The organism is Streptomyces griseoviridis (genome assembly GCF_005222485.1).
GTDB lineage: Bacteria > Actinomycetota > Actinomycetes > Streptomycetales > Streptomycetaceae > Streptomyces > Streptomyces hintoniae.
Map to the genome: position 1 here is coordinate 2,178,554 of NZ_CP029078.1, position 20,891 is coordinate 2,199,444.

Genomic DNA, 20,891 nt, shown 5'->3' on the forward strand with positions numbered 1-20,891 from the left:
CTCAACCGTTGGTGACGAGCACCTTCAAGGCGGTGCGTTCGTCCATCGCCCGGTAGCCGGCCGGGACGTCCTCCAAGTCCACGGTCAGGTCGAAGACCGGCGACGGGTCGACGGTGCCGTCCAGGATGTCGGGCAGCAGCTCGGGGATGTAGGTGCGCACCGGGGCGACCCCGCCGCGCAGCGCGATGTTCCGGTCGAACAGGACGCTCAGGTCGAGTCCTGTGCCGCTGCCGTGCGGGACGCCGACGAAGCCGATGGCGCCGCCGTCGCGGGTGATGTGCACGGCGGTGCGCATGGACTGCTCGGTGCCGACCGCCTCGACGACGGCGTGCGCGCCCTGTCCGCGGGTGAGTTCGCGGACGGCGGCCACGGCGGCCTCCCCGCGTTCGGCGACGACGTCGGTGGCGCCGAACCGGCGGGCGAGGTCGGTGCGGACCTGGTGGCGGCCGAGGGCGATGATCCGTTCGGCGCCGAGCCGCTTGGCGGCGAGGACCGCGCAGAGGCCGACGGCGCCGTCCCCGACGACCGCGACCGTGGCGCCGGGGCGCACGCCCGCGCCGAGGGCGGCGTGGTGGCCGGTGCCGAGGACGTCGGAGAGGGTCAGCAGCGCGGCCAGCAGCCGGTCGTCGGAGGCGGCCTCCTTGGGCAGCTTGACCAGCGTGGCGTCGGCGAACGGGACGCGTACGGCCTCGCCCTGGCCGCCGTCGTAGCCGACCGAGCCCCAGAAGCCGCCGTGCGTGCAGGAGGTGGTGAGCCCCTCACGGCAGTAGGCGCAGCTGCCGTCGGACCAGACGAAGGGCGCGACGACCAGGTCGCCGCGGCGCAGCGACCCCACCTCGGAGCCGGTCTCCTCGACGGTGCCGAGGAACTCGTGGCCGATCCGCTGCCCCGGCGTGCGCGCGGACTCGCCGCGGTAGGCCCACAGGTCGCTGCCGCAGACGCAGGCGCGCAGCACCCGCACCACGGCGTCGGTGGGCAGTTGCACCACGGGTTCGGGAACGTCCTCCACGCGCAGGTCGAAGGGGGCGTGGATGGTGGTGGCGCGCATGACGGGGTCCTTCTGGTGCGGTGGTGCGGTGTGCGTCCGCCCGGTGCGGGCGGGGTGGTGCGGGCGTCCGCCCGGTGGGGCGGGGGCGCCGCGGGCCTCCGCCCGGGTCAGGGGCGGGTGGTGCGGGCGTCCGTGAGGGGCGCGCGTCTCACCGTACGCCGCCTCGGGCACCCGTCGCGCGGGGGCGTGGGACGGGTCGGGCCGGGCGCCCCCGGGTGGCGGGTCACACCCCGGCCACCCCCAGGAGCGTCCCCGCCGCGTAGGTGACGCCCATCGCCAGGGCGCCGCCGAGCACGTTGCGCAGGATCGCCCGGCGCGGGCCCGCGCCGCCCAGCCCGGCGCTGCTCCAGCCGGTGAGGGTCAGGGCCGCCAGGACGCAGACGACGGTGACGAGCAGCCGCCAGCCGGCCGGCGGCAGCACGATCGCGAGCAGCGGCAGCAGCGCGCCCGCGGTGAACGCGAGGAAGCTCGCCCAGGCCGCGTGCCAGGGGTTGGTGAGCCGGTCGGGGTCGATGCCCAGCTCGACGCTCGCGTGCGCCTTCAGGGCGTCGCGTTCGGTGAGCTGGACGGCCGCCTCGTGGGCGACCTCCCGGGACAGCCCGCGGTTCTGGAGCATCTCGGTCAGCTCCTCCAGTTCGGCGTCGGGCTGCTCGCGCAGTTCGCGCTTCTCGGCGGCGAGGGCGGCGAGTTCGGAGTCGCGCTGGGTGGAGACGGAGACGTACTCGCCCGCGGCCATCGACATCGATCCGGCGAGCAGCCCGGCGAGTCCCGCCGTCAGCAGGGCCGCGCGGTCGTCGGTGGCTCCGGCGACGCCGACGACGAGTCCGGCCGTGGAGACGATGCCGTCGTTGGCCCCGAGCACGGCGGCGCGCAGCCAGTTGAGCCGGGAGCCGAGGGCGCCGCCGTGGGCTTCGCCTTCGTGGGTTGGTTCGGTCACATCGGGAGGATGGCACCTGGGCGGTCGCGCGCTCCTCACCGACGCATTCCGCGCACCGCGCCCGCACGGACGAACGAGTGGTCCATCCCGCGTTCGAACGGGCCGTGTCCGCACGGGCGCTGACCGACCCTCGGGGAACGGGGTGTCAGTCGTGGCCCGTATCCTCGGGGACCATGCTCGAAGACCTCACGACCGCAGCGTCCGCCCCCGTTCCGTGGCCGGCCGCGTATCCGCAGGGATACGCGGTCGTCGACGTCGAGACCACGGGCCTGGCCCGCGACGACCGGATCATCTCGGCGGCGGTCTACCGGCTCGACGCGCGCGGTGAGGTCGAGGACCACTGGTACACGACGGTCAACCCGCAGCGCGATCCCGGGCCGGTGTGGATCCACGGTCTGACCAGTGACGTGCTGGCGGACGCGCCCCTCTTCGAGGAGGTCGCCGAGGAGTTCGCGGCCCGGCTCGCGGACCGGGTGCTGGTCGCGCACAACGCGGTCTTCGACTGGCAGATGATCGCCCGGGAGTACGCGCGGGCGCGCGCCGAGGCCCCCGTGCGGCAGCGGCTGTGCACCATCGCGCTCGCCAAGGAGCTGGCGCTGCCGCTGCCCAACCACAAACTGGAGTCGCTGGCCGCGCACTTCGGGGTGGTCCAGCAGCGCGCGCACCACGCGCTGGACGACGCGCGCGTGCTGGCGGAGGCGTTCCGGCCGAGCCTGCGCGCGGCGGCGGCGGGCGGGGTCAGGCTGCCGCTGCACGAGTGCCGGCCGCTGACGGAGTGGGCGGACCGGCCGGCGCCGCAGATCGGCCGGCAGGCGGGCCCGGGGCAGGCGGGCGGCTACGGGAGCTACCGGCCGTCGAGTTGGCGGCCCGCGCGCAAGAGGCCGGTGTGCCCGCATCCCAACCCGGGCCGCTACGAGGACGGCAAACCGCTCAAACAGGGCATGCGGGTGGCGTTCTCGGGGGACACCTCGGTCGAGCGTGAGCTGCTGGAGGACCGCGCGGCCGAGGCCGGTCTGCATGTGGCGACGAGCCTGTCCCGGCTGACCAGCCTGCTGGTGACGAACGACCCGGACTCCGGCACCTCGAAGGTCGTCAAGGCCCGCCAGTTCGGCACCCCGGTGGTCGACGAGGCGGCCTTCGGGCAGCTGCTGAGGGACGTGGCCCCGGCCGACGAGTGACCCGCGCTCGGACCCCGACGGGCCGAGTTGTACCGTCAGGGTGTGTACCGCTTCCTGTTGACCCGCCAGTGGGTGATCCTCACCGTCGTCGCGCTCGCGCTGATCCCGACGATGATCGAGCTGGGCTTCTGGCAGCAGAGCCGGTACGAGCTGCGCACCGCCCGCAACCAGCGGGTCTCCGACGCGCTGCACGCCGATCCGGTCCCGGTGGAGCGGCTCACCTCCCCCGGGCACGCCGTCACCTCGAAGGACAAGTACCGCACGGTCACCGCGACGGGCACCTTCGAGAGCGACCAGGAGGTCGTCGTGCGCCGCCGGGTCAACTCCGACGACGAGGTCGGCTACCACGTCCTCACCCCGTTCCGGCTGGCGGACGGCAAGGTCGTGCTCGTCAACCGCGGCTGGATCCCGGCGAACGGCTCGCAGACGGCGTTCCCGAAGATCCCCGCGGCGCCCGCGGGCCGTACCACCGTCACCGGGCGGCTGATGGCCGACGAGACGACCGAGGCCAGCGGCATCAAGAACGTCACCGGCCTGCCCGACCGGCAGATCATGCTGATCGACAGCGCCGAGCAGGCCCGTCGGCTGCACGCCGAGGTGCTCGGCGGTTACGTCCAGCAGACGGCTCCCGAGCCCGAGGGCGGCACCCCTGAGCAGATCTCCGACCCGGGCAGGGAAGACGCCCCGCTGAACTACGCGTACATGATCCAGTGGTGGCTGTTCGCCGCCGCGGTGCCCGTCGGCTGGTGGGTCCTGGTGCGCCGGGAGCTCCGCGACCGCGCGGAGGCGGCGGCCACCGAGGAGAAGCCGGCCGAGCCCGAACCGGCCGCTGTCTGACCCCTCCCCGGCACACCGCGCGCGCGGTGTCCCGGTCCCGCGCGCGCGGTGTCTCGGCGCACCGGCTCGGGTGTAACGGATCTCTCACCGGTTCCTAACCCACCCGGCCCCCTCCCCTGATTGCCACACCCGTCTGGCGGGAAACCGGACCCCGTGCACCAGCGCATCGAGGATTACGCCGTCATCGGCGACGAACAGACGGCAGCCCTGGTCGGCAGGGACGGTTCCGTGGACTGGCTCTGCCTGCCACGCTTCGACTCGGCGGCCTGCTTCTCCAGGCTCCTGGGGGACGAGGAGAACGGCCACTGGAGAATCGCGCCCAAGGGCGCACACGGCCCCTGCACCCGGCGGGCCTACCGGCCGGGCACCCTCGTGCTCGACACCGAGTGGGAGACCGACGAGGGGGCGGTCCGGGTCACCGACCTGATGCCGCAGCGCGACACCGCGCCCGACCTGATCCGGATCGTCGAGGGCGTCCGCGGCAAGGTAACCGTGCGCAGCACCCTGCGGCTGCGCTTCGACTACGGCTCGATCATGCCGTGGATGCGCAAGTCGGACGGCCACCGGGTGGCCGTCGCGGGACCCGACTCGGTGTGGCTGCGCACCGAGCCCGCCGTGCGCACCTGGGGCAAGGACTTCGGCACCCACTCGGAGTTCACCGTCGAGGAGGGCGAGCGGGTCGCGTTCGTGCTGACCTGGCACCCCTCGCACGAGCCGCGCCCGCGGATAGTGGACCCCGACGAGGCGCTGCGCGCCAGCGTCGCCGACTGGCAGGCCTGGTCCGCGCGGTGCCGCTACGACGGCCCGCACCGGGACACCGTGCTGCGCTCCCTGATCACCCTGAAGGCGCTGACCTACGCGCCCACCGGCGGCATCGTCGCCGCCGCCACCACCTCGCTGCCCGAGCAGCTGGGCGGGGTCCGCAACTGGGACTACCGCTACTGCTGGCTGCGCGACTCCACCCTCACCCTGGGCGCCCTCCTCAAGGCGGGCTATCTGGAGGAGGCGGAGGCCTGGCGGAACTGGCTGCTGCGCGCGGTCGCGGGCGACCCGGCCGACCTCCAGATCATGTACGGCCTGGCGGGCGAGCGGAGGCTGCCCGAGTTCGAACTGCCGTGGTTGTCGGGGTTCGCGGGCTCGGCGCCGGTCCGGATCGGCAACGGCGCCGTCGACCAGGTGCAGCTCGACGTGTACGGCGAGGTGATGGACTCGCTGTGGCTGGCCCGGCACGCGGGGCTGACCAGCAGGCCGCACATCTGGGCGCTCCAGTGCGCGCTGATGGACTTCCTGCGCACGGCCTGGCGGGAGCCGGACGAGGGGCTGTGGGAGGTGCGCGGCGGGCGTCGGCACTTCGTGCACTCCAAGGTGATGGTGTGGGTGGCGGTCGACCGCGCGGTGCGCACCATGGAGGAGAACCCCGAGCTGGAGGGCGACCTCGACGGCTGGCGGGCGATGCGCGACGAGGTCCACCGGGAGGTGTGCGAGAAGGGCTACGACCCGGAGCGCAACACGTTCACCCAGTCCTACGGCTCCCCCGAACTCGACGCGTCGCTGCTGCTCATCCCGCGCGTCGGTTTCCTGCCGCCCGACGATCCGCGGGTGGTCGGCACCGTCGACGCGATCCGTGCCGAGCTGGACCACGACGGGCTCGTGCTGCGCTACAGCGCGGGGAAGACGGACGTCGACGGGCTGCCGGGCGACGAGGGCGCGTTCCTGGTCTGCTCGTTCTGGCTCGCGGACGCGCTGCATCTGACCGGCCGCACCGAGGAGGCCAGGGAGCTGTTCGAACGGCTGGTGGGGCTCACCAACGACGTGGGGCTGCTGTCCGAGGAGTACGACCCGGTGACGGGCAGTCTGCTCGGCAACTTCCCGCAGGCCTTCAGCCACATCGGCCTGGTCAACACCGCCCTCGCGCTGTTCTGGGACGACCAGCCCGACTGACGGGGCAGGATGGACCCCATGGATCTTGGACTGAAGGATCGGGTGTACATCGTCACCGGGGCCACCCGCGGCCTCGGCAACGCCACCGCGCGGGAGCTGCTGGCGGACGGCGCGAAGGTGATCGTCACGGGGCGTGACGAGCGGCGGGTCGCGGAGGCGGCGGCCGAACTGGGCCCGGACGCGGTGGGGGTGGCCGTCGACAACGCGGACGCCGACGCGGCGCCCCGGCTGATCGCCGCCGCCCGCGAGCACTTCGGGCGCTTCGACGGCGTCCTGGTGAGCGTGGGGGGCCCGCCCGCCGGGTTCGTCGCCGATCTCACCGACGAGCAGTGGCGGGCGGCGTTCGAGTCGGTGTTCCTCGGCGCGGTGCGGATGGCGCGGGGCGCGGCGGCCGAGCTGCGGGACGGGGGTGTGATCGGGTTCGTGCTGTCGGGGTCGGTGCACGAGCCGATCGCCGGGCTGACCCTGTCGAACGGGCTGCGGCCCGGCCTCGCCGGGTTCGCGAAGTCCCTCGCGGACGAGCTGGGGCCGCGCGGCATCCGGGTGGTCGGGGTGCTGCCCGCCCGGATCGACACGGACCGGGTGCGGGAGCTGGACGGGATGTCGGCCGACCCGGCGGCCACCCGGATCGCCAACGAGTCGCGCATTCCGCTGCGCCGTTACGGCACCCCGGAAGAGTTCGGCCGGGTGGCGGCCTTCCTGCTGTCGCCCGCCGCCTCCTACCTGACGGGGATCATGGTGCCCGTCGACGGCGGTGTGCGGCACGGCTTCTGAGCCGGCGGGCGGCTCAACTCACGCGTTCCGCGCGGTGCTTGACGGCTCTGACGCGGATCTCCGTCGGCAGCTCGGCGAGCCCCGCGGAGTCGCGGGCGCGGGCGAGGGGCCCGGTGGCGATGTCCTGGAGGGTGGTCCCCGGGTCCACGTGCGGTTCGAGCAGCAGCCGCAGCCGGGCGGCGGGCGCGCCGCGGCTGCCGCGCAGCCGGACGCGGGCTCGGGCGACGCCGTCGAGCCGGGACGTCTGGTCGGCGAACACGTCCTCCAGGGCGCCGCCGCGCAGCCGGGCGCCCTCGCCGTCGCGGGTGTCGACCAGGACCTCGGCGAGGCGCCTGCGGCGCAGCACGGCGGCCAGCCACCACAGGGCGAGCAGCACCAGGACGGCGAGCACCGCGATGACGGTCGGCCACCACCAGCCGTCGGCCCGCCAGCGGGTGCGCTGGGCGTGGCTGAGGAGCACGTCGTGGCGGCTGCCGTAGACCCACCAGGACGGCGGGTTCGCGCCGAGTCCGACGGCGAGCACGGAGCCGCCCGCCACCAGCAGGATCAGCCCGACGAGGGCGAGCAGGATCCGGTTGACGCCTCTGAGCACGTTCCTCATCCCTTCGTCATCCGTTCTTCCCCGGCCTGCGTACCCGCACCTTGAGCGCGGGCGGCCTGGCCAGGCCGAGCCCGGCGACCGCCTCGGCGAGGACGTGCTCCAGGTCGGCGCGGACGTCGTCCAGTTCACGGAAGTGGGAGACGGCGCGGACGTCGGCGCGGGCGCGGGTGGTGCGCACCCGTGCCGACTGGACGCCGGACACCTCCATCGCGCGGTCGCGCAGCACCAGGGCGGCGGCGTCCCGGTGCAGTCCGGCGTGGATGTCGGGGTGCAGGGCCCGCATCGGCAGCACGGCGCGCAGCCCGGGGGTGAGGGCCAGCGCGATCAGCCAGAGGCCGAGGGCGGCGGTGATCCCGGCGCCGACCAGTACCCAGGTGTCGTCCAGGGGGCGGCGGGCGAGCTGGTCGGCGAGCTGGCGGCGCCAGCTCATGGCGGGCCGGTCGGCGCGGACGGCGGCGACGTCGTAGAGCAGCAGGCCCGCGGCGCCGAGGAGCAGCAGGGCGACGATGCCGGCCGGGACCCGGCGGGTCGACCAGAAGCGGCGTTCGCTCGCGCGGGCGCCGTCGAAGACCGGCGGGGACGGTGCGGGTGTGCTGCCGGGCGCCCGTTCGACGACCGGCAGCCGTTGGGTGGTGCCTTCCGAGCCCTGGGGCTCACTCATCGCGTCCTCCCCTGTGCCACGCCGTGCGTCGGGGTCAGGTGCAGCCGCTCCACGTGGACGGCCACCTCCGGAACGTCCATGCCCACCAACGCGCCTACCCGCTCGGTCACCTGTCGACGCACCTGGGCGCAGCGGGCGCCGATGTCGCACGGGTAGTCGAGTTCGAGGTGGACGTGGATGCGGGCGGTGTGCTGGTGGACGGCCACGGTGGCGTGCGGGGGCACGGTGTCGGGGGCCGTCGGTCCGATCGCCTCCCCCGCCGCCTGTCCGGCGATCTTGGCGACCACCCGGTCGGCGATCCGGTCGGCGCCGCGTTCGCCCGCCGGTACGACGGGCGGGGTGGCGTCCGGTCCTTCCGGGTCCTCGGTCACGGCGGTCATCGGCGGCGGTCGTCACGCGTGCGGAAGAAGTCGCCCAGTTCCAGGTCTCCCTGGAGGAACCGGCCGACCACGAAACCGATGGCGCCCAACGCGGCCACCAGCACAAACGCGCCGAATCCGCCGAAGTATCCGGCGAAGCCCAGCGCCATACCGGCGATCATGCCGGCCAGGGCCATGTTCATGCGGTGTTCCTTCGCTCGTCGGTCCGGTCAGCTCACTGGATCCGGGGTTCGGGTTCGTCGTCCTCCTCGTCGGGGAGCTTCACGTCGCTCACCGCGATGTTGACCTCCACGACCTCGAGGCCGGTCATCCGCTCGACGGCCGCGACGACGTTCTCGCGCACGTCCCTGGCGACGTCGGCGATGGAGACGCCGTAGTCGACGACGATCTCCAGGTCGAGCGCGGTCTGCACCTCGCCGACCTCGGCCTTGACGCCGCGCGACACGGACTTGGTGTTGCCGGGGACGCGGTCCCTGACGGCGCCGAAGGTGCGGCTCATGCCGCTTCCCATGGCGTGCACGCCGAAGACGTCGCGGGCCGCGAGGCCGGCGATCTTCTCGACCACGCCGTCGGCGATGGTGGTGCGCCCGCGGGTGCCCGCGCCGCCGCCGCCACGCCGGGTGGGCCTGCGGGCGGAGGTTTCCTGGGCGCTGTCCGGGCTCTGGTTCCGGTTCTGCTCCGAGGTGTCGGTCATGACCGTACGTCCCTTCGGTCGTCGTCCTTTTACCACCGTATGCGCGGTTCGCGCACCGCGCGCCAGGGATACGGCAGGCTGGGGCAATGACGGCAGACTGGACACGTGCGGTACGGGAGCAGTTGGGGCTCGGCAGGCTGCTGCCGCTGGGCGGGGCGCGCGACGGCGCGTGGATCTCGGAGGCGGCGGCGGAGGCGGTGCTGCGGCGGGCGGCCGGGGAGGTGCGGGGGGTGCGGCTCGGTCGGCTGCGGCTGGCGCTCGCGGACGAGGAGGGGGCGCCGGAACCCGTCGTCCCGGCGCCGCCGAGCGGGCTGCGGCCCGGTCCGCTGGCGCTGACGGCGGAGTTCACCGCGACGGCCGCGCAGCCGCTGCCCGCGGCCGCCGAGCGGCTGCGGGCGGCGCTGGCGGGCGCGGCGGCGTCCCGGCTCGGGCTGCGGCTGGCGGCGGTTGATCTGCGGGTGACGGCCCTGCTGGACGAGGAGCCCAACCCGGCGCCCGCCGATCCGCCCGCTCCGCCCCGGATGGACCGGTCGGGTGACGCCGACGAGAACAAGGCGGCGCGGGCGGCCGAGTCGGTGCCCGGGGTGGCGGCGGTGACGCGGAGTCTGGATCAGGGGGTGCGGATCGAGGAGCGGCAGGCCACCGGCGGCGCCGGGTCCGGTGGCGGGGCGCTCGCGGGCCGGCACGCGCGCGTGGAGATCACGGTGACGGCGGACCACCGGGCCGTGGAGGTGGCCCGCCAGGTCCGCGCGGCGGTGGCCGCCGCGCTGCCCGACCACCCCACGGTGGCGGTCCTGGTGACGTCGGTGGGCTGAGCCGCCCGGCCCGGTCCCGCGGTCCTCGCGGTCCTCGCGGTCAGTCGCCGAGGCCGGCGAGGTCCCGCAGCCTGCGGGCCTGGGCGGCGCGTTCGGCGGCGCGCTGCTCGTCGTAGCCGCGCTCGGCCGCGCCCTGGAGCAGGGCCTTCGTCTCGATGAGGGCGTCACGGGGTGCCGACAGCAGGGCCGTGGCGAGGTCCTGGACGGTCGCGTCGAGCTGGGCGGCGGGGACGGCGAGGTTGGCGAGGCCGGTGGTGACGGCCTCCTCGGCGCCGACGTAGCGGCCGGTCGCGCAGATCTCCAGCGCGCGGGCGTAGCCGACCAGGCCCACCAGCGGGTGGGTGCCGGTGAGGTCGGGGACCAGGCCGAGGCTGGTCTCGCGCATGGCGAACTGCACGTCGTCGGTGACGACGCGCAGGTCACAGGCGAGGGCGAGCTGGAAGCCCGCGCCGATGGCATGGCCCTGCACGGCGGCGATGGAGACGAGGTCGCTCCGCCGCCACCAGGTGAACGCCTCCTGGAAGGCGGCGATGGCCGCGTCGAGGTCGCCGTCGCTGCTGCGGGCGAGATCGATGAAGGTGGGCTCGCCCTCGATGCCCTCCGGTGTGAACATCTGCCGGTCGAGGCCGGCGGAGAAGGACCGGCCCTCGCCGCGCAGCACGACCACGCGGACCGACCCCGGGAGGAGCCGGCCGGTCTCGGTGAGGGCCCGCCACATGGCGGGGCTCTGTGCGTTGCGCTTCTCCGGGGCGGCCAGCGTCACCGTGGCGATCGCGTCGTCCACGGTGAGCCGTACGCCGTCCTTGTCGAGTACCGGACCGAGGTCCTGGGCGGGCGAAGCCATGGGGTTGCCTCCGATGCGTGCGGTCAGCAGAGCAAGCTAAGTGACTGCACAGTAACCACCCGGTCGATCACAGAACCGACCGGGTGGCCACCATCGAAGCCGATGGGCCGCCCGGGGAGTCAGGACGAGGCTGCCTTCTTGCCCCGCGTCGCCCCGCCGCGTCCACGCAGCGTGACGCCCGACTCGCTGAGCATCCGGTGCACGAAGCCATACGAGCGGCCGGTCTCCTCGGCCAGCGCTCGGATGCTCGCACCGGAGTCGTACTTCTTCTTCAGGTCTGCCGCGAGCTTGTCGCGCGCGGCGCCGGTAACCCGGCTGCCCTTCTTCAGAGTCTCGGCCACCCGTGCCTCCTCATGGGAAGTGCGCTCTGGACTTCTCATGATCACCCCTCCCGGGCTTCATGGCCACCCATTCGGCAAGGTCCATGGGACAGGCTTTTGACGACAGGAGTCCGTCCCCACATGCGGAATCGCGCATTCCGTAGGCTCCCGTTCCGCCCGCCGAACAGGCAGCGCGGAGAAGTACCAGGTCAGCGACGCGAAACGGCCGGGCCCCCGGTGATAGAGGGCCCGGCCGGAAAATCGTTGGAGGACACACCTTGATACGAGGAGATCTCACACAGATGGTGGATCACCGCTAGGCCGAATGATCCATACGCCGTGGATCAGGGCTCTCATCAGGCAGGGTCACGCGAGGGAGACGAGGTCGGCGTAGTCCGCCCCCCACAGGTCCTCCACACCGTCGGGCAGCAGGATGATCCGCTCCGGCTGGAGCGCCTCGACGGCGCCCTCGTCGTGGGTGACCAGGACGACGGCGCCCTTGTAGGTGCGCAGCGCCCCGAGGATCTCCTCGCGGCTCGCCGGGTCGAGGTTGTTGGTGGGCTCGTCGAGCAGCAGGACGTTGGCCGAGGAGACGACGAGGGTGGCCAGCGCCAGCCTGGTCTTCTCGCCGCCGGAGAGCACACCGGCCGGCTTGTCGGCGTCGTCGCCCGAGAACAGGAACGAGCCGAGCACCTTGCGGACCTCGACCAGGTCCATGTCCGGGGCGGCCGAGCGCATGTTCTCCAGGACCGAGCGCTCCGGGTCGAGCGTCTCGTGCTCCTGCGCGTAGTAGCCGAGCTTGAGCCCGTGTCCGGGCACGACCTGGCCGGTGTCCGGTGTCTCCGCGCCCGCGAGCAGCCGCAGCAGGGTCGTCTTGCCCGCGCCGTTGAGGCCGAGGATGACGACCCGTGAGCCCTTGTCGATGGCCAGGTCGACGTCGGTGAAGATCTCCAGCGAGCCGTACGACTTCGACAGGCCCTCGGCGGTGAGCGGGGTGCGGCCGCAGGACGCGGGCTCGGGGAAGCGGAGCTTGGCGACCTTGTCGGACTGGCGGACCGCCTCAAGGCCGGAGAGCAGCTTGTCGGCGCGGCGGGCCATGTTCTGCGCGGCGACCGTCTTGGTGGCCTTGGCGCGCATCTTGTCGGCCTGCGAGTGGAGGGCGGCGGCCTTCTTCTCGGCGTTGGCGCGCTCGCGCTTGCGGCGCTTCTCGTCGGCCTCGCGCTGCTGCTGGTAGAGGCGCCAGCCCATGTTGTAGATGTCGATCTGGGCGCGGTTGGCGTCCAGGTAGAACACCTTGTTGACGACCGTCTCGACCAGGTCGACGTCGTGGGAGATCACGATGAAGCCGCCGCGGTAGGTCTTCAGGTAGTCCCGCAGCCAGACGATCGAGTCGGCGTCGAGGTGGTTGGTGGGCTCGTCGAGGAGCAGGGTGTCGGCGTCCGAGAAGAGGATGCGGGCCAGCTCGATACGGCGGCGCTGACCGCCGGAGAGGGTGTGCAGGGGCTGGCCGAGCACCCGGTCGGGCAGGTTGAGCGCGGCGGCGATGGTGGCGGCCTCGGCCTCGGCGGAGTAGCCGCCCTTGGTGAGGAACTCCGTCTCCTGGCGCTCGTACTGGCGCATCGCCTTGTCGCGGGTGGCGCCCTGGCCGTTGGCGATGCGCTGTTCGTTCTCGCGCATCTTGCGGATCAGGACGTCGAGGCCGCGCGCGGACAGGACGCGGTCGCGGGCGAGGACGTCGAGGTCGCCGGTGCGGGGGTCCTGGGGCAGGTAGCCGACCTCGCCCGAGCGGGTGACGGTGCCGCCGGCGGGGATGCCCTCACCGGCCAGGACCTTGGTGAGGGTGGTCTTGCCCGCGCCGTTGCGGCCGACCAGGCCGATGCGGTCGCCCTTGGCGATGCGGAAGGACGCGGACTCGATGAGGACGCGGGCACCGGCGCGCAGCTCGATACCGGAGGCGGAGATCACGGACAGACTCCAGGGCGGAAGTGACTGACGGATGGGCGGCTGGGGACGGACCCGCCGGTCTAATGCGCGAGGAGTCTGGCCATGGGGCAAGTCTAACGGGGGCTCGCAAGCCCTTTTCCGGTGCCGCGGGCGCCGGGCAGCTCGTTGCCGAGGGGCGTGCGGTGCGGGACGACGCGGCCCAGGTCGTCCACGGCGACGACCTGCGCGGTCCAGGCCGCGTCGGCGCAGGGCTGGGCGAGCAGCACGGCACCGGCGTGACGCAGCCCACGCGCGGGCGCGAACGCGCAGCCGTCGCGGGCGGGCAGCACCCAGCGCAGGTCGCCGTCGGCGATCCGGTAGGCGGAGACCCGCGGCGGGGTGACGACGCCGAGGATGCCGTGGCCCAGCGGGCGCAGGACGCCGCTGCCGCCCTGGGCGGGCAGCCAGCCGGCGGTCGCGGGCAGCGTCCGGTGCCAGCGGACGGCGGGGGTGTGCGGCCCGGTGGTGGTGGCGGTGACCGTGCCGTCGTCCCAGAGGGCGAGGGCCTCCCCGCGCGCGTGGCGGACGACGTCGAGCGGGCGGTGGCCGGTGCGCGCGTAGCGCCAGCGCAGGGCGCCGGTGGCCGGGTCGTACGCCTCGACGGCCCCGGCGCGGGTGCGCAGCGCGGTGGGGGCGGTCGCGGCGGCGGGTCCGGTGGTGAGGCGGTCGCCGTAAGGGGCGGGGCGCAGGTGGTGGGCGGCCAGCAGGGCGGCCGCGGTGAGCAGCAGGGCGAGGGCCGGCCTCACGGGACGGCCGCGGCGGAGAAGGCGGAGAAGGCGGGGACGGCGGGGGTCTGGCGCGGTCGGGAGGATGGGTGGGGGTGCGGGGGTTCGGGTCGGTGCGGAGGTTCGGGTCGGTGCGGCCTCAGCGACCCCGGCCTGAAGTACGACCACCGCGCCCCCTCGGAAACTGCCGACCGGCGCCTGCCGGATCCGGCGCAGAGCGTAGCCAGCCGGGTGGCCCGCGGGGCCGGTGCGTGGGCGGGACACGGCGGGCCGCGCGGGGCCTGTCCCCCGTTCGGCGGTCCGTGCGGGCCGGGGCTGCGGGCAGGATGGCGACACCCGTACAACCGTTTCCCCGAGGATGGTGCCCCCGTGCAGTTCGACGACGACGCCCCGCTCGACACCTCCGACGTGCAGGACGTGCGCGGCAGCCGGGTCCCCGGCGGCCGGGCGACCGTGGGCGGCGGCATCGTCGGTCTCGTGGCGCTGCTGCTCGGCCTGTTCTTCGGCATCGGACCGCAGGAGCTGGGGCTGGCCGACGGCTCGGACCGTCCGGCGTCGACGGCGTCCTCGCTCGCGCAGGTGCAGCAGAGCTGCCGCACCGGGCGGGACGCCAACACCAAGGAGGACTGCCGGCTGGTCGCGGTGGTCAACAGCGTGCAGGACCACTGGCGGCAGGAGTTCGCCCGCGGGGGCGGCACGTACACGGCCTCCCCCACGGTCTTCTTCAGCGGCCGGGTCGGCACCGCGTGCGGCGCGGCGACCAGCGCGGTCGGGCCGTTCTACTGCCCCGGCGACCGGAAGGTCTACCTCGACCTGGGGTTCTTCGACGAGCTGCGCACCACGTTCGGGGCGAGCGGCGGGGCGTTCGCGCAGGCGTACGTGGTGGCGCACGAGTACGGCCACCATGTGCAGGACCTGATGGGGACGTTGCGCCGGGCGCAGGACGGGCGGACCGGCGCGGACAGCAACGCGGTGCGGGTCGAACTCCAGGCGGACTGCTACGCGGGGGTGTGGGCGCACCACGCGACCACGACGAAGGACCGCTCGACCGGGCGCCCGCTGGTGACGAGCCTGACGGACGCCGACATCCGGGACGGTCTCGACGCGGCGGCGGCCGTGGGCGACGACCGGATCCAAGAGCGGTTCCAGGGCCGGGTCGCCCCTGAGTCGTGGACCCACGGTTCGGCGCAGCAGCGGCAGCGGTGGTTCCGGCAGGGCTACCAGACCGGGGACATGGGGAGGTGCGACACCTTCCGCTGACCGGCCCGGCGCCGGCGCGGTCAGCTTCCCCCGGTGTGGACCTGGAAGGCGGCCCTGCGGACCGCCTTGGCCAGGGCCGGGTCCGGGTGGGCCGCGGCCAGCGCCACCAGGACCTGGACGGTGCGGGGGTGGCCGACGGCGCGCACCTCGTCGAGGAGGGCGGGCACGGTCGGCTGGAGGGCGGACTCCAGGTGCCGTACCAGCATCGGGGCCTCGCCGTGGTCGGCGACGGCGGCCGCGGTGTCGACCCAGAGCCAGGTGGCCTCCTCACGGGTGAGCACCTCGTGGGCGTCCTCGGGGTCGATGCCGTCGTGCTCGGCGAGCCACAGCAGGGCGTAGGGCCGCAGGGCGGGCTCGTCGGCGACGGAGCGGACGTCGGGTTCGGCGGGGGCGCCGACGACGCGGAGCGCCTCGAAGGCCAGGCCGCGCAGCAGGGCGTCCTCGCCCCGGGCGGCGGCGAGGAGTTCGGTGACGGCGCCGCCGACGGTGCGGGCGGCGAGCCAGGCGCGGTACTCGGCGCGGGCCGCGTTCGGGCGGAGCTGGGCGCAGCCGCGCAGCATGTCCTCGGCGCCCTGCTCGATGTTGCCCGCGGGGCTCTGCGCGGCGACGCAGATCTGCTCCAGCTTGACCCAGACCGCCCAGTTGCCCAGCGGGGTGAGGGTGGCGTGGCCGTCGCCGCAGGTGAGGGCGCCGACGGAGGCGAGGGCGTGCAGCGCCCAGTCGAGCAGGGGGGCGAGCGAGGTGTCGTCGTGCTCGGCCGGCAGGGGCGCGGGGGCGGGCTCGGGCTGCGGGCCGTAGGGGATCTCGCAGCGCTCGGTGCGCAGTTCGATGACCCGCTGCTCCAGCAGGTCGAGGAGTTGCGCGACCGGGACGGGCCCGGCGGAGAGCTGGAGGAAGGAGAGCACCTGGGGCATGGCCGAGACGACCTCGGCGACGCCGGCCGGCCCGTGCTCGGCGGGTTCCGGGTGGGCGAGCGACCAGGCGTCGAAGAGGGCGACCCAGCCGCGCAGGACGGCGCTGTCGTCGCGGTTCCAGGCGCGCAGCCGCCAGCCGGGGCGGGCGGTGTCGCCGTGCACCTCGATGAGGCCGGCCAGCCGGGAGGTGTCCCAGTCGGCGCGGACCTGAGCCGTGGTCAGGCCCAGTTCTTCGGCGGCGCGTTCGGCGGTGGCCTCGGCGAGGGTGGCCTTGTCGCCCGTGGTGGCGGCGTCGCCGCCGGGCCCGAGGGCGATGTCCGCCCAGCGGGCGACGCGGGCGGCGCCGGCAAGCTGGGAACGAGCCATTCGGGCAAGTTCCGCGGGGGCCGGTGTGCCCTCCGGCGGGCGGGGCGCGGGGCGGCGGGTGTGCCGCTGGTTCACTGCTCTGGGGGCGGCGGCCAGGGGTCGTGGGCGGACGAGTCGAAGCCTGGAGTCGCGCGGGATACGGGACGTCACGGGTGCAGTCTTCCGGTTGACGGTCCGAAAACCCAAACGGAATGTCACGGCGGGCGACGGGGATGGCCAACGCACCGGGTCCTCGGGGCGGTCGAGGGCCGAGAACCGGCCACTGGTACGGCGTTAAACGGAATGTCGGTGCGCGGTGCCGGGCGGGCCGCGCGCCGGGCCGCCCCGCGGTCACATCAGGGGGGTCAGGAAGCGGCGCAGGACCTCTTCGTACCCCTCCGGGTCGGCGTTCCACATCGCCGCGTGCGGGGCGCCCGGCACCGGGTGCAGGGTGACCAGGTCGGGCCGGTCGGCGGCCAGTCTGCGGGACGGCGCCCAGGGCGCCAGGGTGTCGTCGGGGCCGTGCACGATCAGCGTCGGGACGGCGAGTCCGCCGGGTTCGGCGGCCTGCGCGGTGCGGTCGCCCCTGATGCCGGTACGGCCCTGGGCGGCGCGGACGGCGAGCGGCAGCAGGGCACCCGGGGTGTGCCGGGCGGTGGCGAGGGCGCGCAGGGTGGCCGTCCAGTCGAGGACGGGCGAGTCGAGGACGAGGCCGGAGATCCGGCTGCCGAGCGCCGAGTGGGTGGCGGCGAGCAGCGCCATGGTGGCGCCGGTGGACCAGCCGTACAGGACGACGCGGCGGGCGCCGTGCTGGACCGCGTGCCGGATCGCGGCGTCCAGGTCGCGCCACTCGGTCTCGCCGAGGTGGTGCAGTCCGTCGGGCGAGCGGGGGGCGCCGGGGTCGCCGCGGTAGCTGGGGGCGAGCACGGGGAAGCGCAGGCCGTGCAGGAACTCCATCAGGTTCAGGGTGTGTTCGCGGCCCGCGGCGAGGCCGTGCACGGCGATCACCCAGGTGTCGCGGGGGCCGGGCACGGACCAGGCGGGCAGCGGCCCGAGTTCGCCGGGGACGGCGACGGCGGTGTGGGCGAGGCCGAGGGCGGTGGTGGGGTCGCCGGTGTGCAGGTTCGGCACGAGCCACATCCGGTCGCCGGTCCGCGGGGCGCCGCGGGTGACGCGCTCCAGCCGGCGTACGACGGTGTCGGCGGAGTGCGCCGCCGCGTCGAGGACCGGTCCGACGACCGCGTGGCTGTCGTCGTCGGCGAGGCCGTAGGTGCCGGGGCGCAGGGAGGCGAAGGCCCGGGTGAGGGTGATCCAGTCGTCGCCTGTGGCGTGCACGGTGAGGCGGGGCTCGGTGGGCAGGCGGGTGCCGGACGGCGCCTTGAGGGCGGCGTCGCTGGCGAACCGGCCGGCCGCCACGCTCGCCGCGCCCGCGGCGAGGGCTGCGGTGACGGCCGCGGCCGCCGCTTTGACAGTGCGCACCCGTCCAGTCTCCCGGCGGACCGGGCGCCCGGCCAGTGGGAGGGGCGGGGCGGGTGACGGCGGGTGCCCCGGGCCGGGCTGGCCCGGGGCGGCTCAGCCGCGCTGTCCGTAGCCCCGCAGGCGTTCGCCGGCCTCGGCGAGCTGGTCGGGGGTGAGGAGGCTGGGGGTGAGGCCGGGTACCGAGGCGGCGGTCAGCCAGAGCCGGCACATCCACTCCAGTTGGGCGGTGCGGTCGTAGGCCTGGTCGAGTCCTGCGCCGTGGGTGAGGGTGCCGTGGTTCTGCAGGAGGCAGGCGCTGCGGCCTTCGAGGGCGCGGAGCATGTGCGCGGCGAGGGCGTCGGTGCCGTAGGTGGCGTAGGGGGCGACCCGGACGGCGCCGCCGAGGGCGCCCGCCATGTAGTGGACGGCGGGGAGTTCGGGGACGAGGGTGGAGACGGCGGTGGCGTGCACGGCGTGGGTGTGGACGACGGCGAGCGCGTCGGTGGTGCGGTAGACGGCGAGGTGCATGGGCAGTTCGCTGGTCGGCAGGAGGCTGCCGAGGACCTGGCGGCCTTCGAGGTCGACGCCGGTGACGTCGTCGGGGGTGAGCCGGTCGTAGGGCACTCCCGAGGGGGTGACGAGGACGGTGTCGCCGACCCGGGTGGAGACGTTGCCCGAGGTGCCGACGACCAGGCCGTCGGCGACCGTGCGGCGGGCGGTGGCGACGAGGGCGTCCCAGGCCCGCGCCTCCGCCTCCCGTACGGCTCTCCCCCACGCCTCGGGCGCGGTGTGGTCCTGATGGGTGTCGCGTCGCGGCTCGGCCATGGGGCGATCCTGCCAGCCGGGTCGGGGCCGTGGGGGCGGGGACGGCGCGGACGGCGGGGACGGCGGGCCGATGCCCCGTTTTCGCCTCACTCTTCCGTGCGGGCGCGGAACCCCGGTCATCCGGTGATCTTCGCGTAGCCTCCATCGGTGATTTGTCGCTTCCATCACTGTTCAGGGGGATAAATGGCTTATGCCCGCACGTCGTTCCGTCGGGCCCGTCCGTTCGCGGGGTCCCTGGCGGCGCTCGCCACCGTCGCCGCCGTCGCCGCGCAGCAGTCCGGGCCGGCCGCGGCCGCGGGGCTGCCGAAGGGGCATGACGTCTCGTCGCACCAGCGGACCGTGGACTGGGGGAAGGCGAAGGCCAGGGGCGCGACGTTCGTCTACGTCAAGGCGACCGAGTCCACCTCGTACCGCAACCCGTACTTCGACGCGCAGTACGGCGGCGCCGAGAACCACGGGATCCTGCACGGGGCCTACCACTTCGCGCTGCCGAACCGGTCGTCGGGCGCCGCGCAGGCCGCGTACTTCGTCCGCAACGGCGGCGGCTGGCAGGCCGACGGGCGGACGCTGCCGCCCGCGCTCGACGTCGAGTACAACCCGTACGACAGAAGGCACCGGTGCTACGGGCTCGGCAAGGCGCGCATGGTCGACTGGATCCGGTCGTTCAGCGACGAGGTGGAGCGGCTCGTCGGGCGCCCGCCGGTGATCTACACGACCGCGCACTGGTGGAAGGCCTGTACCGGCGACAGCCGGGCGCTGTCCGCCAATCCGCTGTGGATCGCCCGTCCCGGCGCCTCGAACGCCGGATCGCTGCCGGGCGGATGGCCGTACTGGACCTTCTGGCAGCACGGCACCAGGGGGAGCCTGCCGGGTGACCAGAATCTCTTCAACGGCAGCCTCGCCCAACTGCGGAAGTTCGCCCGGGGCGGATAGCCGCGGGGCCCGTGGGGCGGCGGAACCGAAGGGAGCGGCAACCCTCCCGCACGGTCACCCTGCCGCCCGCCCCAGTTCACCTTCCGTTCATCCAGGTTGCCTACGTTCAACACGCCAATGACTTCGAACGATTGCCTGGGTAAATGGAAAACTTCTCGCTGATCCTCGCGATTGTGGTAGTAACCGCACTCGCGTTTGATTTCACGAACGGTTTTCACGACACCGCCAACGCGATGGCCACCACCATCTCGACCGGTGCGCTCAAGCCCAAGGTCGCGGTGGCCATGTCCGCCGTGCTCAACCTTGTCGGCGCCTTCCTCTCCGTGGAGGTCGCCAACACGATCTCCAAAGGTCTCGTCGACGAGAGCGGTATCCGTCCCGAGGTCATCTTCGCCGCCCTGGTCGGCGCCATCCTCTGGAACCTGCTGACCTGGCTCGTCGGGCTCCCCTCCTCCTCGTCGCACGCCCTGATGGGCGGCCTGATCGGCGCCACCATCGCCTCGGCGGGCGCCGGCGCGGTGCACGGCGACGTGCTGGTCACCAAGGTGCTCATCCCGGCCGTCGCGGCCCCGATCGTGGCGGGCGTCGCCGCGCTCCTGGCGACCCGGCTCTCCTACACCCTGGGCCAGAAGGCCGAGGGCAAGGCCGCCGCCAAGGGCTACCGGACCGGCCAGATCGCCTCCGCGGGGCTGGTCTCGCTCGCCCACGGCACCAACGACGCGCAGAAGACGATGGGCATCATCACCCTCGCCCTGGTCGCGGGCGGCGCCATCGCCCCCGACTCGGACCCGCCCACCTGGGTCATCCTCTCCGCCGGTCTGGCCATCGCGCTCGGCACCTACCTCGGCGGCTGGCGCATCATCCGCACCATGGGCACGGGCCTCACCGACCTCCAGCCGCAGCAGGGCTTCGCCGCCCAGACCAGCGCGGCCACCGTCATCCTGGCCTCCTCGCACCTCGGCTTCTCCCTCTCCACCACGCACGCCGTCTCCGGCTCCGTGATGGGCGCGGGCCTGGGCCGCAAGGGCGGGGTGGTCCGCTGGTCGACCGCCACCCGGATGTTCGTCGCCTGGGGCCTGACCCTGCCGGCCGCCGCCCTGGTGGGCGCGCTCGCCGAGTCCGTGACCAACCTGGGCGACTGGGGCACCGCGGCCGTCGCCGTCTTCCTGATCGCCTCGAGCGCGGCCATCTGGAAGCTGTCCAGGCGCGAGGTCATCGACCACCACAACGTCGTCGCGGCCGACCAGGCCGAGCCGGCCGGCGTGGTGACGCAGGCGATCGCCGCCGTCATCCCGCCCCCGGCGGGCACCGTCCCCGACACCCTGACCGCCACCATCCCGGCCCCGCCCGCCACCGCCCAGAGCACGGAACCGGCCGCCGGTCCCGCCGCCGTCTGAGCCCGTCCACCCGGTAACGGA

The 20,891-nt window shown here is 74.2% G+C and carries 22 protein-coding genes; 8 read left to right on the forward strand and 14 right to left on the reverse strand.

Features of this window, described 5'->3' with window-relative positions:
• Position 1: 1 nt before the first annotated feature.
• Both DDJ31_RS08705 and DDJ31_RS08710 read right to left on the reverse strand, forming a co-directional pair.
• Positions 2-1,048 (reverse strand): zinc-dependent alcohol dehydrogenase family protein, encoded by a 1,047-nt coding sequence (locus DDJ31_RS08705; RefSeq protein ID WP_127180859.1) that lies wholly within the window; start codon positions 1,046-1,048, stop codon positions 2-4.
• Between the two features lie 223 nt (positions 1,049-1,271).
• Complete coding sequence (locus DDJ31_RS08710) at positions 1,272-1,985, reverse strand: VIT1/CCC1 transporter family protein (RefSeq protein WP_127180858.1); 714 nt, start codon at positions 1,983-1,985, stop codon at positions 1,272-1,274.
• A gap of 173 nt (positions 1,986-2,158) precedes the next feature.
• Here DDJ31_RS08710 and DDJ31_RS08715 point away from each other — a divergent pair, with 173 nt between their 5' ends.
• The 4 genes from DDJ31_RS08715 to DDJ31_RS08730 all read left to right on the forward strand — a co-directional run bounded on the left by DDJ31_RS08715 (position 2,159) and on the right by DDJ31_RS08730 (position 6,715).
• Positions 2,159-3,163, forward strand: coding sequence for a DEDDh family exonuclease (locus DDJ31_RS08715; protein ID WP_127180857.1), 1,005 nt, complete (start codon positions 2,159-2,161; stop codon positions 3,161-3,163).
• A gap of 42 nt (positions 3,164-3,205) precedes the next feature.
• A complete protein-coding gene (locus tag DDJ31_RS08720) occupies positions 3,206-4,000 on the forward strand; it encodes an SURF1 family cytochrome oxidase biogenesis protein (protein WP_240678252.1) in 795 nt (264 codons plus the stop codon).
• Between the two features lie 153 nt (positions 4,001-4,153).
• Positions 4,154-5,941, forward strand: a complete 1,788-nt coding sequence (locus DDJ31_RS08725; protein WP_127180855.1) for a glycoside hydrolase family 15 protein — start codon at positions 4,154-4,156, stop codon at positions 5,939-5,941.
• Between the two features lie 18 nt (positions 5,942-5,959).
• Positions 5,960-6,715, forward strand: a complete 756-nt coding sequence (locus DDJ31_RS08730) for an SDR family oxidoreductase (protein ID WP_127180854.1) — start codon at positions 5,960-5,962, stop codon at positions 6,713-6,715.
• A 13-nt stretch (positions 6,716-6,728) separates the two neighbouring features.
• On the opposite strand, the gene amaP is transcribed toward DDJ31_RS08730, so the two are convergent.
• Genes amaP through DDJ31_RS08755 form a run of 5 tightly spaced genes read right to left on the reverse strand, consistent with a single transcriptional unit; the run spans position 6,729 to position 9,051 of the window.
• The gene (gene amaP, locus DDJ31_RS08735; RefSeq protein ID WP_127180853.1) at positions 6,729-7,316 is read right to left on the reverse strand and encodes an alkaline shock response membrane anchor protein AmaP; all 588 of its coding nucleotides are present in this window, start codon (positions 7,314-7,316) and stop codon (positions 6,729-6,731) included.
• A gap of 7 nt (positions 7,317-7,323) precedes the next feature.
• Positions 7,324-7,977: a DUF6286 domain-containing protein gene (locus DDJ31_RS08740; RefSeq protein WP_127180852.1), complete on the reverse strand. Its 654-nt coding sequence runs from the start codon at positions 7,975-7,977 to the stop codon at positions 7,324-7,326.
• Positions 7,974-8,357: an Asp23/Gls24 family envelope stress response protein gene (locus DDJ31_RS08745; RefSeq protein WP_127180851.1), complete on the reverse strand. Its 384-nt coding sequence runs from the start codon at positions 8,355-8,357 to the stop codon at positions 7,974-7,976. The genes DDJ31_RS08740 and DDJ31_RS08745 overlap by 4 nt, the downstream gene beginning before the upstream one ends.
• Positions 8,354-8,539, reverse strand: a complete 186-nt coding sequence (locus DDJ31_RS08750; RefSeq protein WP_127180850.1) for a hypothetical protein — start codon at positions 8,537-8,539, stop codon at positions 8,354-8,356. Before DDJ31_RS08750 ends, DDJ31_RS08745 begins: the two co-directional genes overlap by 4 nt.
• Positions 8,540-8,571: 32 nt before the next feature.
• Complete coding sequence (locus DDJ31_RS08755; protein ID WP_127180849.1) at positions 8,572-9,051, reverse strand: Asp23/Gls24 family envelope stress response protein; 480 nt, start codon at positions 9,049-9,051, stop codon at positions 8,572-8,574.
• Between the two features lie 86 nt (positions 9,052-9,137).
• Here DDJ31_RS08755 and DDJ31_RS08760 point away from each other — a divergent pair, with 86 nt between their 5' ends.
• The gene (locus DDJ31_RS08760; protein WP_127180848.1) at positions 9,138-9,866 is read left to right on the forward strand and encodes a nucleopolyhedrovirus P10 family protein; all 729 of its coding nucleotides are present in this window, start codon (positions 9,138-9,140) and stop codon (positions 9,864-9,866) included.
• A gap of 40 nt (positions 9,867-9,906) precedes the next feature.
• On the opposite strand, the gene DDJ31_RS08765 is transcribed toward DDJ31_RS08760, so the two are convergent.
• From DDJ31_RS08765 to DDJ31_RS08780, 4 genes are all read right to left on the reverse strand, one after another.
• A complete protein-coding gene (locus DDJ31_RS08765; RefSeq protein WP_127180847.1) occupies positions 9,907-10,710 on the reverse strand; it encodes an enoyl-CoA hydratase/isomerase family protein in 804 nt (267 codons plus the stop codon).
• Between the two features lie 119 nt (positions 10,711-10,829).
• A complete protein-coding gene (locus tag DDJ31_RS08770; protein WP_004002281.1) occupies positions 10,830-11,051 on the reverse strand; it encodes a helix-turn-helix domain-containing protein in 222 nt (73 codons plus the stop codon).
• Between the two features lie 345 nt (positions 11,052-11,396).
• Complete coding sequence (abc-f, locus tag DDJ31_RS08775) at positions 11,397-12,995, reverse strand: ribosomal protection-like ABC-F family protein (RefSeq protein ID WP_127180846.1); 1,599 nt, start codon at positions 12,993-12,995, stop codon at positions 11,397-11,399.
• Between the two features lie 92 nt (positions 12,996-13,087).
• Positions 13,088-13,759, reverse strand: coding sequence for a hypothetical protein (locus tag DDJ31_RS08780; RefSeq protein ID WP_127180845.1), 672 nt, complete (start codon positions 13,757-13,759; stop codon positions 13,088-13,090).
• Between the two features lie 348 nt (positions 13,760-14,107).
• Between DDJ31_RS08780 and ypfJ the strand changes: the two genes are divergently transcribed.
• Positions 14,108-14,998: a KPN_02809 family neutral zinc metallopeptidase gene (gene ypfJ / locus DDJ31_RS08785; protein WP_127180844.1), complete on the forward strand. Its 891-nt coding sequence runs from the start codon at positions 14,108-14,110 to the stop codon at positions 14,996-14,998.
• Between the two features lie 20 nt (positions 14,999-15,018).
• On the opposite strand, the gene DDJ31_RS08790 is transcribed toward ypfJ, so the two are convergent.
• The 3 genes from DDJ31_RS08790 to DDJ31_RS08800 form a co-directional block, all read right to left on the reverse strand.
• Complete coding sequence (locus DDJ31_RS08790) at positions 15,019-16,428, reverse strand: hypothetical protein (RefSeq protein WP_171480792.1); 1,410 nt, start codon at positions 16,426-16,428, stop codon at positions 15,019-15,021.
• Positions 16,429-16,608: 180 nt separating this feature from the next.
• Entirely contained in the window at positions 16,609-17,736 is a 1,128-nt protein-coding gene (locus DDJ31_RS08795; protein WP_127180843.1) for an alpha/beta hydrolase, read from the reverse strand.
• A 93-nt stretch (positions 17,737-17,829) separates the two neighbouring features.
• The gene (locus DDJ31_RS08800) at positions 17,830-18,540 is read right to left on the reverse strand and encodes a class II aldolase/adducin family protein (protein ID WP_127180842.1); all 711 of its coding nucleotides are present in this window, start codon (positions 18,538-18,540) and stop codon (positions 17,830-17,832) included.
• Between the two features lie 183 nt (positions 18,541-18,723).
• Between DDJ31_RS08800 and DDJ31_RS08805 the strand changes: the two genes are divergently transcribed.
• Positions 18,724-19,473 (forward strand): lysozyme, encoded by a 750-nt coding sequence (locus DDJ31_RS08805; RefSeq protein WP_127180841.1) that lies wholly within the window; start codon positions 18,724-18,726, stop codon positions 19,471-19,473.
• A 143-nt stretch (positions 19,474-19,616) separates the two neighbouring features.
• Positions 19,617-20,870: an inorganic phosphate transporter gene (locus DDJ31_RS08810; RefSeq protein WP_127180840.1), complete on the forward strand. Its 1,254-nt coding sequence runs from the start codon at positions 19,617-19,619 to the stop codon at positions 20,868-20,870.
• Positions 20,871-20,891 lie beyond the last annotated feature (21 nt).

Coding starts and splice junctions, on each gene's coding strand:
- DDJ31_RS08715 (WP_127180857.1), top strand. CDS start 2,159: ATGCTCGAAGACCTCACGACCGCAGCGTCCGCCCCCGTTCCGTGGCCG.
- DDJ31_RS08745 (WP_127180851.1), bottom strand. CDS start 8,357: ATGACCGCCGTGACCGAGGACCCGGAAGGACCGGACGCCACCCCGCCC.
- DDJ31_RS08810 (WP_127180840.1), top strand. CDS start 19,617: ATGGAAAACTTCTCGCTGATCCTCGCGATTGTGGTAGTAACCGCACTC.
- DDJ31_RS08760 (WP_127180848.1), top strand. CDS start 9,138: ATGACGGCAGACTGGACACGTGCGGTACGGGAGCAGTTGGGGCTCGGC.
- DDJ31_RS08800 (WP_127180842.1), bottom strand. CDS start 18,540: ATGGCCGAGCCGCGACGCGACACCCATCAGGACCACACCGCGCCCGAG.
- DDJ31_RS08730 (WP_127180854.1), top strand. CDS start 5,960: ATGGATCTTGGACTGAAGGATCGGGTGTACATCGTCACCGGGGCCACC.
- amaP (WP_127180853.1), bottom strand. CDS start 7,316: ATGAGGAACGTGCTCAGAGGCGTCAACCGGATCCTGCTCGCCCTCGTC.
- DDJ31_RS08755 (WP_127180849.1), bottom strand. CDS start 9,051: ATGACCGACACCTCGGAGCAGAACCGGAACCAGAGCCCGGACAGCGCC.
- DDJ31_RS08805 (WP_127180841.1), top strand. CDS start 18,724: ATGGCTTATGCCCGCACGTCGTTCCGTCGGGCCCGTCCGTTCGCGGGG.
- DDJ31_RS08750 (WP_127180850.1), bottom strand. CDS start 8,539: ATGAACATGGCCCTGGCCGGCATGATCGCCGGTATGGCGCTGGGCTTC.
- DDJ31_RS08705 (WP_127180859.1), bottom strand. CDS start 1,048: ATGCGCGCCACCACCATCCACGCCCCCTTCGACCTGCGCGTGGAGGAC.
- DDJ31_RS08740 (WP_127180852.1), bottom strand. CDS start 7,977: ATGAGTGAGCCCCAGGGCTCGGAAGGCACCACCCAACGGCTGCCGGTC.
- DDJ31_RS08765 (WP_127180847.1), bottom strand. CDS start 10,710: ATGGCTTCGCCCGCCCAGGACCTCGGTCCGGTACTCGACAAGGACGGC.